Source organism: Shewanella sp. Scap07, from assembly GCF_013394145.1.
Taxonomy (GTDB): domain Bacteria; phylum Pseudomonadota; class Gammaproteobacteria; order Enterobacterales; family Shewanellaceae; genus Shewanella; species Shewanella waksmanii.
The window spans coordinates 5,043,747-5,057,783 of the sequence record NZ_CP041329.1 but is presented as its reverse complement, the minus strand read 5'-3'; the positions used below and the strand labels follow the sequence as shown (position 1 = coordinate 5,057,783).

At 46.8% G+C, this 14,037-nt stretch carries 10 protein-coding genes; 7 read left to right on the top strand and 3 right to left on the bottom strand.

Annotated features, from left to right (window positions below):
• Positions 1 to 16: 16 nt before the first annotated feature.
• Positions 17 to 1,087 (bottom strand): linear amide C-N hydrolase, encoded by a 1,071-nt coding sequence (locus tag FLM48_RS22335; RefSeq protein ID WP_179026190.1) that lies wholly within the window; start codon positions 1,085 to 1,087, stop codon positions 17 to 19.
• A gap of 157 nt (positions 1,088 to 1,244) precedes the next feature.
• Between FLM48_RS22335 and FLM48_RS22330 the strand changes: the two genes are divergently transcribed.
• Positions 1,245 to 2,132, top strand: coding sequence for a LysR family transcriptional regulator (locus tag FLM48_RS22330; protein ID WP_179026189.1), 888 nt, complete (start codon positions 1,245 to 1,247; stop codon positions 2,130 to 2,132).
• A 15-nt stretch (positions 2,133 to 2,147) separates the two neighbouring features.
• Here the strand turns inward: FLM48_RS22330 and FLM48_RS22325 are convergent, their stop codons facing one another.
• Entirely contained in the window at positions 2,148 to 2,777 is a 630-nt protein-coding gene (locus FLM48_RS22325; protein WP_179026188.1) for a response regulator transcription factor, read from the bottom strand.
• Positions 2,778 to 2,926: 149 nt separating this feature from the next.
• Between FLM48_RS22325 and FLM48_RS22320 the strand changes: the two genes are divergently transcribed.
• The 5 genes from FLM48_RS22320 to yghU all read left to right on the top strand — a co-directional run bounded on the left by FLM48_RS22320 (position 2,927) and on the right by yghU (position 9,893).
• Positions 2,927 to 4,714, top strand: coding sequence for a sensor histidine kinase (locus FLM48_RS22320; protein WP_179026187.1), 1,788 nt, complete (start codon positions 2,927 to 2,929; stop codon positions 4,712 to 4,714).
• A gap of 296 nt (positions 4,715 to 5,010) precedes the next feature.
• Positions 5,011 to 7,287: a thiosulfate reductase PhsA gene (gene phsA, locus FLM48_RS22315; protein WP_179026186.1), complete on the top strand. Its 2,277-nt coding sequence runs from the start codon at positions 5,011 to 5,013 to the stop codon at positions 7,285 to 7,287.
• Positions 7,288 to 7,299: 12 nt separating this feature from the next.
• Positions 7,300 to 7,872: a 4Fe-4S dicluster domain-containing protein gene (locus FLM48_RS22310; RefSeq protein ID WP_179026185.1), complete on the top strand. Its 573-nt coding sequence runs from the start codon at positions 7,300 to 7,302 to the stop codon at positions 7,870 to 7,872.
• Positions 7,869 to 8,816, top strand: coding sequence for an NrfD/PsrC family molybdoenzyme membrane anchor subunit (nrfD, locus tag FLM48_RS22305; RefSeq protein WP_179026184.1), 948 nt, complete (start codon positions 7,869 to 7,871; stop codon positions 8,814 to 8,816). Before FLM48_RS22310 ends, nrfD begins: the two co-directional genes overlap by 4 nt.
• Positions 8,817 to 9,035: 219 nt before the next feature.
• A complete protein-coding gene (yghU, locus tag FLM48_RS22300) occupies positions 9,036 to 9,893 on the top strand; it encodes a glutathione-dependent disulfide-bond oxidoreductase (protein ID WP_179026183.1) in 858 nt (285 codons plus the stop codon).
• 156 nt (positions 9,894 to 10,049) lie between these two features.
• On the opposite strand, the gene FLM48_RS22295 is transcribed toward yghU, so the two are convergent.
• Entirely contained in the window at positions 10,050 to 12,761 is a 2,712-nt protein-coding gene (locus tag FLM48_RS22295) for a nitrate reductase (RefSeq protein ID WP_179026182.1), read from the bottom strand.
• A gap of 402 nt (positions 12,762 to 13,163) precedes the next feature.
• Between FLM48_RS22295 and cobA the strand changes: the two genes are divergently transcribed.
• Positions 13,164 to 14,015 (top strand): uroporphyrinogen-III C-methyltransferase, encoded by an 852-nt coding sequence (gene cobA / locus FLM48_RS22290; protein WP_179026181.1) that lies wholly within the window; start codon positions 13,164 to 13,166, stop codon positions 14,013 to 14,015.
• Positions 14,016 to 14,037: the final 22 nt, after the last annotated feature.

Below are 14,037 nucleotides of genomic sequence, written 5' to 3'. Positions count from 1 at the left end.
CTAGTATGAGAGTTGCTTACTTAGTGCATGCTCCCCATGAGATTTTTCCTGTTTGGTGCGCTTGATTAAAGATATCAGCACACGTTTCAGTTTGCATGGTTTTGATGTCATTGATGTGCAAAGATAACTGGCTAGCATTGCCTTCGTTGTAATAGGTGATACCGCCGGTTTCAAGTGAGTAAACAAAGGTTTCCCAAGTGCGGTAGCCCACACCATTGGTAGGATCAATCATATCTGCTGGCACTTTGTTGCCGTAGTCGAAGATTGACTTTATTTTGCCACGAATGTTCATCCACTCTGTGCCAATACTGTCGTCGTTCCAGTTGGCCGCATGGGTCGCAGCTAAGCCTCGTACGTTGCGATCCGCTGAGCTAATAGAGCTAGGCAAACCAACAGTTTGAGTTGTATCGAACTGTGCTGCGTATGCACGATGGTCTTGTTGTAGAGGAGAGTTTGCCATTACCCGTAGATCGGTACTCACATCGCCGCGATGCACCACCATTTTTCCACCCGCATTTAGCTGAAATAAGGCGATGTCGCCTGACTTATCTTGCACGGATACATGAAAGCCATGCTGATGGCCGCCAATACCTGTTTTGAAAGCGATTTGCCATTGGCCGTCTTCAAATGCTTGTACTGCTTCTTCTACATTGGCGTAGCTTTCTACAATAAACGGTACGATATCGCTTAAGTGTACGGCGGGTTTGCCATCATCTTTGATATCTTTAATAAAATATTTGGAATCGTCCATATAAAGCATAGATGCAGAAAGTCCCTCGGTATTAATCGCCTCACCAGTGGTATTGTGGAAGGTTTCTACCTCTTCAAAAGACACCGTGTTGTATTTCACCTGCCAACTCGCAGCATGCTGGTATTCAGGTACGGGCTTGCTTGTGCGTTCAGTACCGTTAACTTGCACACGAGCGATTGATTTAAGCTCTGTACCGCCCCAGTCATAAGAACGGGCAATGGAAATGCCGTGAGCATCACCGGTGTCCTGAATAATACGTGAACAGGCACTTGCGGTGCCGCTGGCGACTGATGCAATGCTGGCTATCATAGTTAAAGCGATAATAGATTTTTTCATGGTAATACCCTCTCGGTCATCAAATTAGTAACTGGTTATCAATTGCAAAGCTGGATTGCTTGAGACCTATTATCGAAGGTATATTGTCATTGTTGAACAACTCCAAGAGAGGGTTTTACCCTTTCTAAAGATTGATTGATAATATAAGGATAAGCTGATGGCGGTAACTCTTGAGCAATTAAATGCATTTGTTGAAACCGTTAAAACGGGAAGTTTTAAGCAAGCTAGCTACCGACTCGGTAAACATACATCGACCGTCAGTGGGTTGGTGGCGGCATTAGAGTCAGAAGTGGGCATCGAGCTATTTGTCCGCAAGCCACGCTCGTTATTGTTAACGACCAAAGGCGATGAACTATTCCAAGCCGCGCAAGCGGTGGTCCGCGAAAGTGAATTTTTTGACCTTAAGGTTGATAGTCTTTATCAAAATGCACCCAGTAGCGTGACGATAGCCTTTGACAGTATGTTAAGTTCACCGCAGCTGAGTGATATTTTTGCCGCTATTATCGATAAATATCCTAGTGTTTCGTTGAAGCTGTTAAGTGGCGACCCGTTACAAATACGCAGTTGGGTGTTGTCGCATCAGGCTGATATTGCACTTACTGTAAACACCTTTCATCGTCACCAAGAGCTAAAAGCAGTGGAAGGGTTCCGCTATGATGTTGTGGCGGTAGCTTCGCCGCTATTGGGTCTAAAAGAGCAAAAGATTAGCTTAGATGAACTGCGTGGTAAAACTCAGGTTTCCGCTTATTTTATGAAGCAGCTCGGGCAAGAAAATACCCATGACTACAGTAACCGAGTGATATACAGCAATTCATTTCATGAGACATTATCATTGCTAAAATCCGCTCCCGTATGGGCTTGGATGCCACTATTCATGCTGCAAGAGAGTATTGATAGTCAGCAGGTTGATCGTTTTTATGTCTCTGAAGAAAAACACCAGCGAGCCAACACCTGGTCTTCTGAGCTTATTTGGCACAACAATAAACCCAAAGATGCAGTCATGGAGTACTTTATTAATCAAGTTAATGAGTTAAATTACAGTTAGTCGCTGCCGATACGCTCAGGAATTTGACTCTGTTTGATTGGAGTGTAATTGCAGCAAGGGGGCGAGTTTAACTAACTCTGCAAGGTTAGCCACCCCTAATTTGGTCATCATTTTGGCACGATGTACTTCAATGGTGCGAATAGCCACACAGAGCTGGTCTGCCATCTGTTTATTGGTATGGCCGCCAATCACCAATTCAAAAATTTGTTTCTCTCGAGTCGACAATTGGTTGATTAGCTGCTGGTGGGTTAATTTCCAGTGCTGACGATGACTGTATTCAAGGCCTTTTGCGATTGCACTTGATAGTGCTGCGCCTTGTACTGGTTTTTGGAAAAAATCAAAAGCGCCATTTTTAAAGGCATCCACCGCCATTGGCACATCGCCATGGCCAGTTAAGAAAATCACCGCCAACGGACTATTAGCTTGGGTTAAGGCCTGATGCACCTCTGGCCCACTTAAGCCGGGCATGCGTGCATCTAAAATCACGCAACCTGCTTGGGACAAATCGATGTTTGCGAGAAAGTCATGTCCACTCTGAAAGCTTGTTAAGGCATAACCGTAGCCCTCCATCAAAAAAACAATGGCATCAACAATGGCTTCATCATCATCAACTAAGTAGACGGGGCCTGTGGTGCTTATAGACATGGAATATCCTTGCAGTCGTCGTGGTGTTTGACCTATCTCGCATAACATCAGATTAAACCATCTTAGCTTGATAAACCTTGAAACCTGTCACGTTGATATGGCATTACATTAGCGTAAGCTTAGTGAGGAGTGATTTAGGGGTTAAATCAATGATATTACGTTTGCTTGGGCTTATATTTCTCGCCTTGTCGCTACAGGCAAGCGCACAAACTCAGCCGCAACAATTTTACGTAGGGGTATTGGCCAATTGGGGCCACCAGCAGGCCATCGAACGCTGGACGCCGATGATGAGCTATTTAGAGCAAGCTGTGTCCAATACCCAGTTTCATGTCTATCCCGGCAATTTTACCGCACTGAATCAAGCCATGGAGTCTGGCAAAATTCAGTTTATTATCACCAATCCCGGTCAGTACCTGTTTCTTTCTAATCAGTATCCGTTGTCTTGGCTGGCGACCATGCGTTCGCGGCGACACAATGGCGCCACATCGGCGATTGGCTCGGCAATCATAGTGCGTGCTGATAGCGAATACCGCACGGTTTACGATTTAAAAGCTAAGGTCGTTGCTGCCAGTGACCCCCATGCATTGGGTGGGTATCAAGCTACCGTGGGATTAATGCATAAATTGGGGATGGACGCTAAAACCTATTTCGCTGAAACTAAGTTTCTTGGCTTTCCCCTCGATCCGCTGCTGTACCAAGTGCGTGATGGTAACGTCGATGCCGCGATTACGCCTCTGTGTACCTTCGAGGATATGGTTGCGCGAGGCATGATTGATCCCAAAGACTATCGGGTACTTAACCCCAGTCGGCCTGATGGTTTCGAGTGCCAATGTAGTACCAATTTATATCCAAACTGGTCTTTTGCTGCCAGTGAAAGTGTCGCCATTGGTATGAGTAAAAAAATCACTCAAGCACTGATGGATCTTGATGCTGATGCACCGGCTGCAGTGCAAGCGCAGTTGATGGGCTGGACCTCTCCCATTAGCCAGTTAGCGGTAATCCAGCTCTTTAGTGAACTGCATGTGCAGTCGCCAAAAAATAGCCGCTGGGAAGATGTTCAGTTTTGGCTTAAAGAAAATCGCCATTGGGGTATGTTAGCGATCGTTATTTTTATCATCGCCACGGTATATCATCTGTGGATTGAGTATCGCTTTCACCAAAAAAGTGAGTCATTGGTGGAGTCAGAGCGTCAACTAAAGCAACAGGCTGTTGCGCTTGAGCGCTTACAAAGTGCATCGATTGTTGGAGAAATTGGTGCCGGCTTAGCCCATGAAATTAATCAACCTATCGCGGCGATAACCAGTTACAGCGAAGGCGGCATCATGCGTTTACAAAGTGATCCCCGCCAAGCGCAGCAAACCGCTATCGCTTTACTGGAAAAGATTCATAAACAATCCACTCGCGCCGGCGAAGTGGTGCATCGTATTCGTGGCCTGTTGAAACGCCGTGAAGCGGTGATGAGTGATGTGAATATTCTGACCTTAGTGGATGAAACGGTGTCTTTGTTGCGCTTAGAGCTACAGCGCCACGATATTCAAATCGAGCGTTCGATTAAAGGTGAACCTTTCTTTATCACCGCAGACCGAGTCGGCCTATTGCAGGTGCTGGTCAACTTAGTCAAAAACAGCATTGATGCAATCACCGAAGCCCATATTCAGCCAGGGCATATTCATCTCGACTTGGACTTTCTAGATCATCAAGTTGTGCTTAGCGTGATTGATAACGGACCGGGCTTATCTCAAGATAGCGACACCTTAACGGCCACCTTCTTTACCACAAAGTCTCAAGGTCTAGGCTTGGGCTTGGCCATCTGCAAAGAGGTGATTAAAGAGCATCAAGGCGGGCTTCGTCTCACTTCGCGCGATGACAATCAGTGCGGTTGTTTGGCTAAAGTGGTCTTAAAAAAACGTGGCAGTGATAAAGAAATAGTCATTTAGTTATTAATCAGCCACTTAAGGGTGGGTATTGGTTTTTTCGCTAGTGTATTAGCAAATATGTGGTAAACCACAATAGCCAAAATTTACTCCTTATGCTGGATGAATTTTGAACTGTGAATGACATCACAAAGCGTTAACTGTTTATTTCGATATGTGGTTTACCACAATATTCAATCGTCCCTTCCTCTCTCACAATTGAGCAAACCTTACGGCATATAGCGCTATCAAGGGCATCTGGCCAAGCGTCCACTTTCGCTAACCGCCTATAAGGATTTCAGTCAATTGGGAGAGTTACCATGAAACTAGATCGGCGTACCTTTATCAAAGGCGCAGGGGCCGGCACTGCAGGCTGCATGCTAGCAACGTTGCCGGGATCCATCGCGGCATTAGGCAAAACCTCTATTAGCGGTAGTGAACAGTCTATCGCCAGTATTTGTGAAATGTGTTCAACTCGCTGCCCCATCTCTGCGCGGGTTGTTGACGGCAAAAATGTCTCAATTCTTGGCAATAAACAAGCTAAATCATTTGGTGGTGCGGTGTGTGCTCGTGGCGGCGCCGGCCATAGCCAGTTATATGACAAGCAGCGTATTGTAAAACCATTGAAGCGAGTCGGTGAACGTGGTGAAGGCAACTGGCAGGAAATTGAGTGGGATGAAGCCTACGCCACTATTGCAGAAAACCTGAATCGTATAAAGGCGCAACATGGTGCACAGAGCGTGGCTTTCTCGTCCAAGTCAGGTTCGTTATCCGGACATCTATTTCATCTCGCCAAGGCATTTGGTAGCCCAAACACTTTTACTCACGCATCAACGTGCCCGGCAGGTTATGTAGTTGCAGCTAAAGCAATGTTTGGTGGCAAAATAAAGCGTGATTTAGGTAATTCAAAATACATCATTAACTTTGGTCATAACCTCTATGAAGGCATCAATATGTCTGAAACTCGAGGCATGATGAATGCGCAAATGGAAAAAGGTGCCAAGTTAGTGGTGTTTGAGCCACGCTTTTCTATCGTGGCAGATAAAGCCGACGAGTGGTACGCCATTAAGCCGGGTACCGATGTCGCCGTGGCGCTCGCTATCTGCCATGTTCTGATTAACGATGACCTTTATGACCGTGAGTTTGTGGCTCGCTATGTTGAAGGTTTTGCCGAGTTTGCCAAAGAAGTTAAAGCCTATACCCCCGAATGGGCTGAGTCTGTCAGTGATGTACCAGCAGAAGACATTCGTCGTATTAGCCATGAATATGCGGCTGCTGCGCCCCATGCCGTGGTGGATTTTGGCCACCGAGCATCATTCACCACCGAAGAATTTGAAATGCGCCGCGCGCTTTATGCTGCCAATGTGTTGATTGGTAATATCGAGCGAAAAGGCGGACTGTATTTCGGCAAAAAAGCATCAAAGTACAACAAGTTTGCCGGCGAAAAAGTTGCCCCAACACTGGCCAAACCGGGTGTAGATAATATGCCTAAAATTGATGCCAAGCGCATTGATATGGTCGATGAACAGTACTCATTGTTGTGGTCGTCTGGTGGGGTTTACCAGTCGATTCTTGATGCGACCCTCAGTGCACAGCCGTATCAGCTGCACGCATGGGTGATGAGCAGAACCAATCCGATGCAAACCATGACAGATAGAGCCCGCATTGTAGAAACCATGAAAAAGCTCGATTTTGTGGTCGCTTGTGACATCTATATCAGTGAAAGTGCAGCCTATGCCGATATTTTCCTGCCTGAGTCGACCTACCTAGAGCGAGATGAAGAGATTGTCGATAAGTCTGGTAAGAACCCTGCATATTATGTACGTCAGCAAGTTGTTGATGTTATCGGTGATACCAAACCTAGTTGGCAAATTTGGAAAGAGTTGGCAGACAGTTTAGCGCTAGGTGAATATTTCCCTTGGCAAAACATGGATACCCTAAGGCTTTTCCAAGTAGATAAAGATACCCGCTTGCTTGCAGATATTAAGCAGCAGGGGTGGTTAAGCTACGGCAAACCTTTAATGCTGCGTGAAACCTCTATGGTTAAGGATTTTGTCGCGCAATATCCCAACGCCATCGAACCGGATGCTGATGAGACTTACGCCAGTCGGTTGAGCTTTAAAACACCGTCTGGAAAAATCGAGCTAAGCTCGAAAAAGGTAGAAGGTTTCGCGCCTGGCCGCGGAGTCATTAAGTACCGTGAAGTCGCGCTTAAGAAAGCCGATGAGCTGTTCTTTATTCAAGGCAAAGTGGCGGTACATACTAATGCAGCTACTCAAAACGTGCCCATGCTCGCCAATTTGATGTCAGACAATGCCGTGTGGATCCACCCCGTCACAGCAGGGCTATTTAATATCAGTAGCGGCGACAAAATCCGTATTTACAACGCGACTGGCAGTGAAGAAGGTCATGCGTTGGTTACCCCAGGCATTCGTCCCGACACTGTCTTTGCTTATATGGGCTGCGGCTCGAAAAACAAAGAGTTAGCACGTGCAACCGGCAAAGGTGTGCATTGTGGCAACTTACTTCCTCACGTGACATCACCGGTGACAGGTATGAACTTGCATACCACCGGGGTCAAAATTGCCAAGCTGTAATCGGAGTTCATTATGACTAAACGTTATGTTCTTGTGCACGACGAAAATAAGTGCATTGGCTGTCAGGCATGTAATGTTGCTTGCCGCAGTGAAAATAATGTCCCTGAGTCGGTGACGCGACTACAGGTACGCATTGAAGGGCCTTATGGCAACTTCCCCAATCTGCATTTTAAGTACAACAGGGTGTCGTGTGAGCAGTGCGAAAACGCCCCTTGCGTCAAGGTTTGCCCAACGGGTGCGGCTTACGTTAACGATGATGGCATTGTGTCTATCAACGAAAACAAGTGTGTGGGCTGTTTGTATTGTGTCGCGGCCTGCCCGTACAAAGTGCGATTTATCAACCCCGAAACTCGCGTTCCGGACAAGTGTGATTTTTGTAAGAGTACTCGCCTGGCTAGAGGAGAAGACCCGGCGTGCGTGAGTGTGTGCCCAACACAAGCCTTGGTGTTTGGCGATGCCAACGATGTTAACTCTGAAGTGCGCCAAGTACTAGATACCAAAGCGAACTATCAGCAGAAAGTGAACCTTGGTACAGAACCTAGGGTTTACCGTATTCCTAGCCGTAAAGGAGGGATCAAAGCATGAACAATATCTGGGGCTCTATGGAGCAATATGATCCTGTTGTGTGGAACTGGATTATCGCTGTTTACCTATTTATGGCCGGCCTATCCGCTGGCTCAATGTTAGTCGCCATTGGCTTGAAATGGTACAAGCAAAGCCGCGGCTTACCGAGTGAAGGCTTACCTGTGATTAAAGCGGCGGCGGTGCTGGGGCCGCTGGCTATCTGCCTGGGAATGGCGTTATTGGTGCTCGACTTAACCAAGCCATTTGAGTTTTATCTTATTCTCATCAACTACAACTTCACCTCGGTGATGGCATGGGGGGTGCTTGCACTGCTGGTCTACATACCCTTAGTGTTTGTATTCTCGACATTAGTTTTTGAAAAACAAGTACTGCACTATGCCCCATGGTTAGCGGGTGTACTCAAGGTCTGCCGTAAACTAGAAGGCAGCCTAAACAAGCTGATTTTCGCCTTAGCATTAGGGGTGGGTGTCTACACTGGCTTTTTACTTTCGGCGATGATTAGCTACCCAATCCTCAATACCGCGGTTTTACCTGCGCTGTTTTTAGCCTCGGCATTGTCAGCGGGATCAGCGGGCAACATTTTGGTCGCGACACTGTTCTTCAGCAAAAAAGAGTCAGATTGTATCGAACAAGTGCATCGTATCGAATACCCTGTCGCCTTCAACGAAGCCTTATGCTTAGTACTACTGTTTGTTGGACTTAACTTCTCTGGTCCTGCCGCGCAAGCAGCAACCGCGGCCATTACCAGTGGTACCTGGGCGAGTGTCTTTTGGTTTGGTGTTGTGGGCCTTGGTTTGGGCGTGCCGGTACTTGCAAGTACATTCGCCCCAAGTGCTTGGAAGCACACTAAAGGTTTCTTAGTGACAGTGTCTTGCAGCACGATATTGGGAGTGCTCGCCCTTAGGCATTTTGTTGTCTACGCAGGACAAAGCTATATCAGCTAGCCCTATGGCGCGTTGTTAAATGGCCCGAGCATTAGCTCGGGCTTTTTTATGCTTACTCTAAACTATTGAATAATGGTTATTCTTAACGCTAAAAACCGAAAGTTGACCAAATAGCTCAACAATTATCATTGATTGCCCTTGTAACTGAAAAAAATGGCCAGATATCTCTTTTATACTAGTTGGTAGTATTGAGCGAATTTCTCACGGTAAGGATTGGCAATGACAAATGAATATACTCCGCCCAAAGTTTGGGTAAACGATACTAACGGCGCTAATAAATGGGCCAATATTAACAGTCCAGTGTCGGGGGCAAGGTTTGAAAAAGCATTGCCAGCGGGTGATCACGCGCTGCAACTCTACTCGTTAGCTACGCCGAACGGCCAAAAGGTAACGATTTTGCTTGAGGAGCTACTCGCGCTAGGCATAAAAGAAGCTGAGTATGATGCTTATTTGATCAATATTAGTGAGTCAGAGCAATTTTCCTCAGGTTTTGTTGGGGTGAATCCCAACTCAAAGATTCCAGCGTTAGTGGATCGCTCAGGCGATGAGCCTGTTAACGTATTTGAGTCTGCTTCAATTTTACTGCACTTGGCAGAAAAATTTGGCCAGTTTTTACCTGCAAGTGGTGCAGCAAGAACGCAAACTTTAAACTGGCTGTTTTGGGCACAAGGCTCGGCACCATTCTTAGGAGGTGGCTTTGGCCATTTCTACGCTTATGCCGATGTTAAGCAAGAATACCCGATTAACCGTTTTGCCATGGAAGCGAAACGTCAACTTGATGTGCTAGATAAGCAGCTTGCGCAGCACCGATATGTTGCCGGTGAGCAATACAGTATTGCTGATATGGCTATTTGGCCTTGGTATGGCAATTTAGTGCTGGGTTACTTGTATGAAGCCGCTGAGTTTTTAGATGTCGCGAGTTATCAGAATGTACTGCGCTGGGCCAAAGAAATTGAGCAACGTGAAGCTGTGCAACGCGGCCGCATTGTTAATCGTGGTTGGGGTGAAGAATGGGAGCAATTGGTTGAGCGCCATAGTGCGGCCGATATAGACCAAGTGCTGGCACTTAAAGCTTAACCCTGGCTATGTTAGCGCCAATAAGCGAGCGAGGTTAGCTCGCTTATTGATATGTTTTCTGCGCTTGCCAATATTTTCGGCTGTAAATATCAGTGAGTCTGCAGCGTAGTCGATTTTAATTCTATCTATTTTTTACATCAAGTGGGCGTCTCGCGATTAGTAAGCACTTACCTTGCTGTGTTGCTCTGCCAATATTTGTTGCAGTTCTGACACGCAGCTACCACAACCGGTGCCAGCTTGGGTGCAGCGACTGATACCTGCCACATCGCTAAGTTGCTGATCGGCTATGGCATCATGAATTTGATTAATCCCCACCTGCTTACAAGCACACACAATCTTGCCATGGCAAAGTTCACCCTGTGGTTGGTCGCTCAACACACTGCTTAGCGATTGCTGCAGCTTTTCTGGTGCAGTTGATGTTTGTGTTAATAACAGGCTAAACCAATCGTATTGACTGACATCAAGGTCCGTGGCGCAAGTAAAGGCGAATTCGATACGCTGTTGATCGGTCATAATAAAGCGAACCTGTTGCTCACTTTGTTGCATGCTTTGTTGCGCACTGCTGCTTTGCGGCTGCAGCTGGCGTAAATTCTCACACAGGGCTGCCACATCAACACTGCTGGCCATCATGTAGCGATAGCCGCCGGCAATGGTTTGTTGAATCCAATATTCGGGACTGTCGGGCAAGTTGGCAAAGAGTAGCGGTTGTCGAGAGATCAATATGGCCTGACTGCGACTTACAAACGGTGTAATGGCCACCGGTGTGTGCTTCATTTCCGGTTGGCCAGAAACTGGGTCGGTAATTGATTGACCCAATGTGGCGATCTTTGCGGCCGCCGAATTACTGTTGTTCCAGTGAATGGGGGCAAAAACCTGTCCCGGACTAACTTGATTGCTAAGGCTGACGCGCATCATGACTGCACGTTGGCTTTGGTGGCTGTTAATTTGGGCGATCATGCCCTCAGTTAAGTGATAGCTTGCCGCATCAGCGGGGTTGATTAACAACAAAGGTTCAGCTTGATGGCTACTCAAGGTAACCGATAAACCAGTGCGGGTCATTGTATGCCATTGATCGCGAATCCGACCATTGTTCAGCAACAGTGGATAGCGTTTAGTCACAGCTTGAGGTGAGGGGATATAGCGCACGGGAATGATATTGGCTTTACCGTTGGCGGTGTAGAATTGGCCGTCGCTAAGCAAGTGTTGATGACTCACTTCTGTTTGTAGGTGGGTCACAGGCCATTGCTGTGGTGGCATGTTGCTGTATTGATGGTCATTGATTTCTGCAAGCCCTGATAGATTTAAGTCGGTATTAAATGCTCGGTGAGCAGCAGCTGTGAGTGCGGCATACTCTCTAAAAATATCGGCTTCATGGCGATAACTGAAAGCCTGAGCAAAGCCCATCTTTTTTGCTACTTCAGTTATGATCCACCAATCTGGTCGTGCTTCACCGGGGGATACTGTTAGGCGTCGCTGTCTGGAAATACGTCGTTCAGAATTGGTGACCGTACCAGACTTTTCTGACCACCCTTGGGCTGGCAGTTGCACATCTGCAAGTTTTCCGGTATCGGTATTGGCAATGCAATCGGAGACGACAACAAACGGACACTGAGCTAATGCTTGTTGGATAAAGTCGCTATCGGGCAAGCTGACAGCTGGGTTGGTCGCCATTATCCATACCGCTTTTATTTTGCCCTTAGCGATGGCATCAAACATCTCTACCGCTTTCAGTCCTGGCCGTGTTGCCAGGTTGTCTGTTTGCCAAAACTCGCTGACCAGTTGCTGGTGCTTGTCATTGTTAAACTCAAGGTGTGCCGCAAGGGTATTGGCTAACCCGCCCACTTCCCGTCCGCCCATCGCATTGGGTTGGCCGGTAATAGAAAAAGGGTTGGCGCCGCTACGGCCAATTTTTGCGGTGACCAAATGGCAGTTAATGATGCTATTAACCTTATCTGTCCCTTGGCTGGATTGATTGACCCCCTGAGAATACAGCGTAGTGACCTTATCTGTATTGGCAAAGGTTTGGTAAAATGTCAGTAGGTCGGCTTGGCTAATTTGCAGCTGTTGACTAAGCGCTTGTAGATCGTCCAGATCTGCCACTGATGCTAAGTTTGCAGCAAAACCTTGGGTATGCTGGTTGATATAGTCACTGTCTGTGTGGCCATGGTCATGTAAATACTTAAAAAGTCCGTTAAATAGTAAAACATCGCTACCCGGTTTTATGGCCAAGTGTAAGTCTGCATCCGCGCTACTTGCGGTGGCGCGTGGGTCGATAACAATCAGCTTTTTGTTGGGGTGTTGCTGCTTGGCTTGTTTTATACGCTGAAACAAAATGGGATGACACCAAGCTAGGTTTGAGCCCACCAGCACAATTGCATCGGCGCTTTCTAGATCTTGATAACAACCAGGAACACTATCATTACCAAATGCGCGTTTATGACCTGCAACACTAGATGACATACATAGGCGTGAGTTGGTATCCACATTACCGCTGCCAATAAAGCCTTTCATGAGTTTATTGGCGACGTAATAGTCTTCAGTGAGTAATTGTCCTGACAGATAAAAAGCCACAGAGTCAGGACCATGTTCAGCAATGGTCTTGGTAAATTGATTTGCGACTGTTGCGATTGCCTGAGACCAATCACATTGACTTCCGGCTATGTGTGGCTGTAGCAATCTGCCGGTAGTTGTCACTGTTTCGCCTAAAGCCATTCCTTTCGAGCATAGCTTTCCCCAGTTTGCAGGATGGTCATTGTCACCACGGACACTAAGTGTGCCATCACGTTGTGGTTTAGCTTCAATACCGCAACCAACGCCGCAATAAGCACAGGTTGATTTTATCCATGGACTACTTGGGTTTTGACTCATCGCAATTACAGCCTTTATTGTCTAGGTTTAGGTTATTTAGCAAGGTTTGGGCCAGAGGCGTTTTTGTGGTTGCAAGGTTAAATTAAACACTTAAAAAACAGTGGGTTAATTTTGTTGGTTTTTCAATATACCTCTTTAGAGGTATATGGTGTAATCGTTTAATTTCAGCAATATAGCTTCAGCGCCCTGTTTTGATCTTTGTTTGCACTAACAAGGTGCGACTGCTTCGTATCTCTAGCTGACCAAAATCAACACTTTTAGTTTTTTGTTTTGCGTTGTTTGTCATTAAGCTTTTGATATTAATTGTTTTTAAAATATTTTTGTTGCGCTTTTGTAAAGATTGGCACCACCTTTGCTGAATTTTGTTCAGACAATTAATTCAGTAATGTAGAGGCGCTCAATATGGCCAAGTCAGCGAACCAAGCAAAACAGAGTGTACTCAGATTCAGTAGTAAAGAGCCAACATCAACGGCTAAAGGCTGTGTCAGTTTAGTGGGTGCAGGGCCGGGAGATCCGGATTTATTGACGGTAAAAGCACTGCGCTGCATTGAACAAGCAGACCTGATTATCTACGACAGATTGGTCAGTGCTGAAATCTGCGCCCTGTTTCCAAGTACCACTCCGGCCCTATATGTGGGCAAGGCGAAAAATAGGCACAGTGTTGAGCAGTCTCGTATCAATGAGCTGCTGGTTGAAAAAGCCTTACAAGGTAAGAATATCTGCCGGTTAAAAGGTGGCGATGCTTTTGTTTTTGGCCGTGGTGGCGAAGAAGTGCTGAGTTTAAAACAGAAAGGCATCGACGTACAGATTATTCCGGGTATCACCGCCGGTGCTGGTTGCACCGCCTATGCGGGGATTCCCTTGACACATCGCGGCGTTTCTCAAGGCTGCACCTTTGTCACCGCTCATGCCGAAACCGATCTGCAGGTCAACTGGCAGGGGCTGGCGTTGCTCGACCACACCTTAGTGTTCTATATGGGATTAAGCAAAAGCGAGATGATCAGTACAGAGCTGCAAACCGCAGGGCTTGATGGTCAAACGCCAGTTGCGTTAATTGAGCGAGGCTGTACCACGCAGCAGCGAATTGTCAGCGGCCAATTATCACAGTTGCCGCAATTGGTGACGCAGCATCAATTGCAGTCACCCACCTTGATTGTGGTGGGTAAGGTTGTTGACCTTGCCCAGCAGCTCAGCTGGTTTGAACAACAAATTAATGAAACCACAGCTTCCACCACCACGCGCCTTAGCGCTTAACCTTATTCTGGGGAGAATAAAG

Coding starts and splice junctions, on each gene's coding strand:
- FLM48_RS22325 (WP_179026188.1), bottom strand. CDS start 2,777: ATGTCTATAAGCACCACAGGCCCCGTCTACTTAGTTGATGATGATGAA.
- FLM48_RS22310 (WP_179026185.1), top strand. CDS start 7,300: ATGACTAAACGTTATGTTCTTGTGCACGACGAAAATAAGTGCATTGGC.
- yghU (WP_179026183.1), top strand. CDS start 9,036: ATGACAAATGAATATACTCCGCCCAAAGTTTGGGTAAACGATACTAAC.
- nrfD (WP_179026184.1), top strand. CDS start 7,869: ATGAACAATATCTGGGGCTCTATGGAGCAATATGATCCTGTTGTGTGG.
- phsA (WP_179026186.1), top strand. CDS start 5,011: ATGAAACTAGATCGGCGTACCTTTATCAAAGGCGCAGGGGCCGGCACT.
- FLM48_RS22320 (WP_179026187.1), top strand. CDS start 2,927: ATGATATTACGTTTGCTTGGGCTTATATTTCTCGCCTTGTCGCTACAG.
- FLM48_RS22330 (WP_179026189.1), top strand. CDS start 1,245: ATGGCGGTAACTCTTGAGCAATTAAATGCATTTGTTGAAACCGTTAAA.
- FLM48_RS22295 (WP_179026182.1), bottom strand. CDS start 12,761: ATGAGTCAAAACCCAAGTAGTCCATGGATAAAATCAACCTGTGCTTAT.
- cobA (WP_179026181.1), top strand. CDS start 13,164: ATGGCCAAGTCAGCGAACCAAGCAAAACAGAGTGTACTCAGATTCAGT.
- FLM48_RS22335 (WP_179026190.1), bottom strand. CDS start 1,087: ATGAAAAAATCTATTATCGCTTTAACTATGATAGCCAGCATTGCATCA.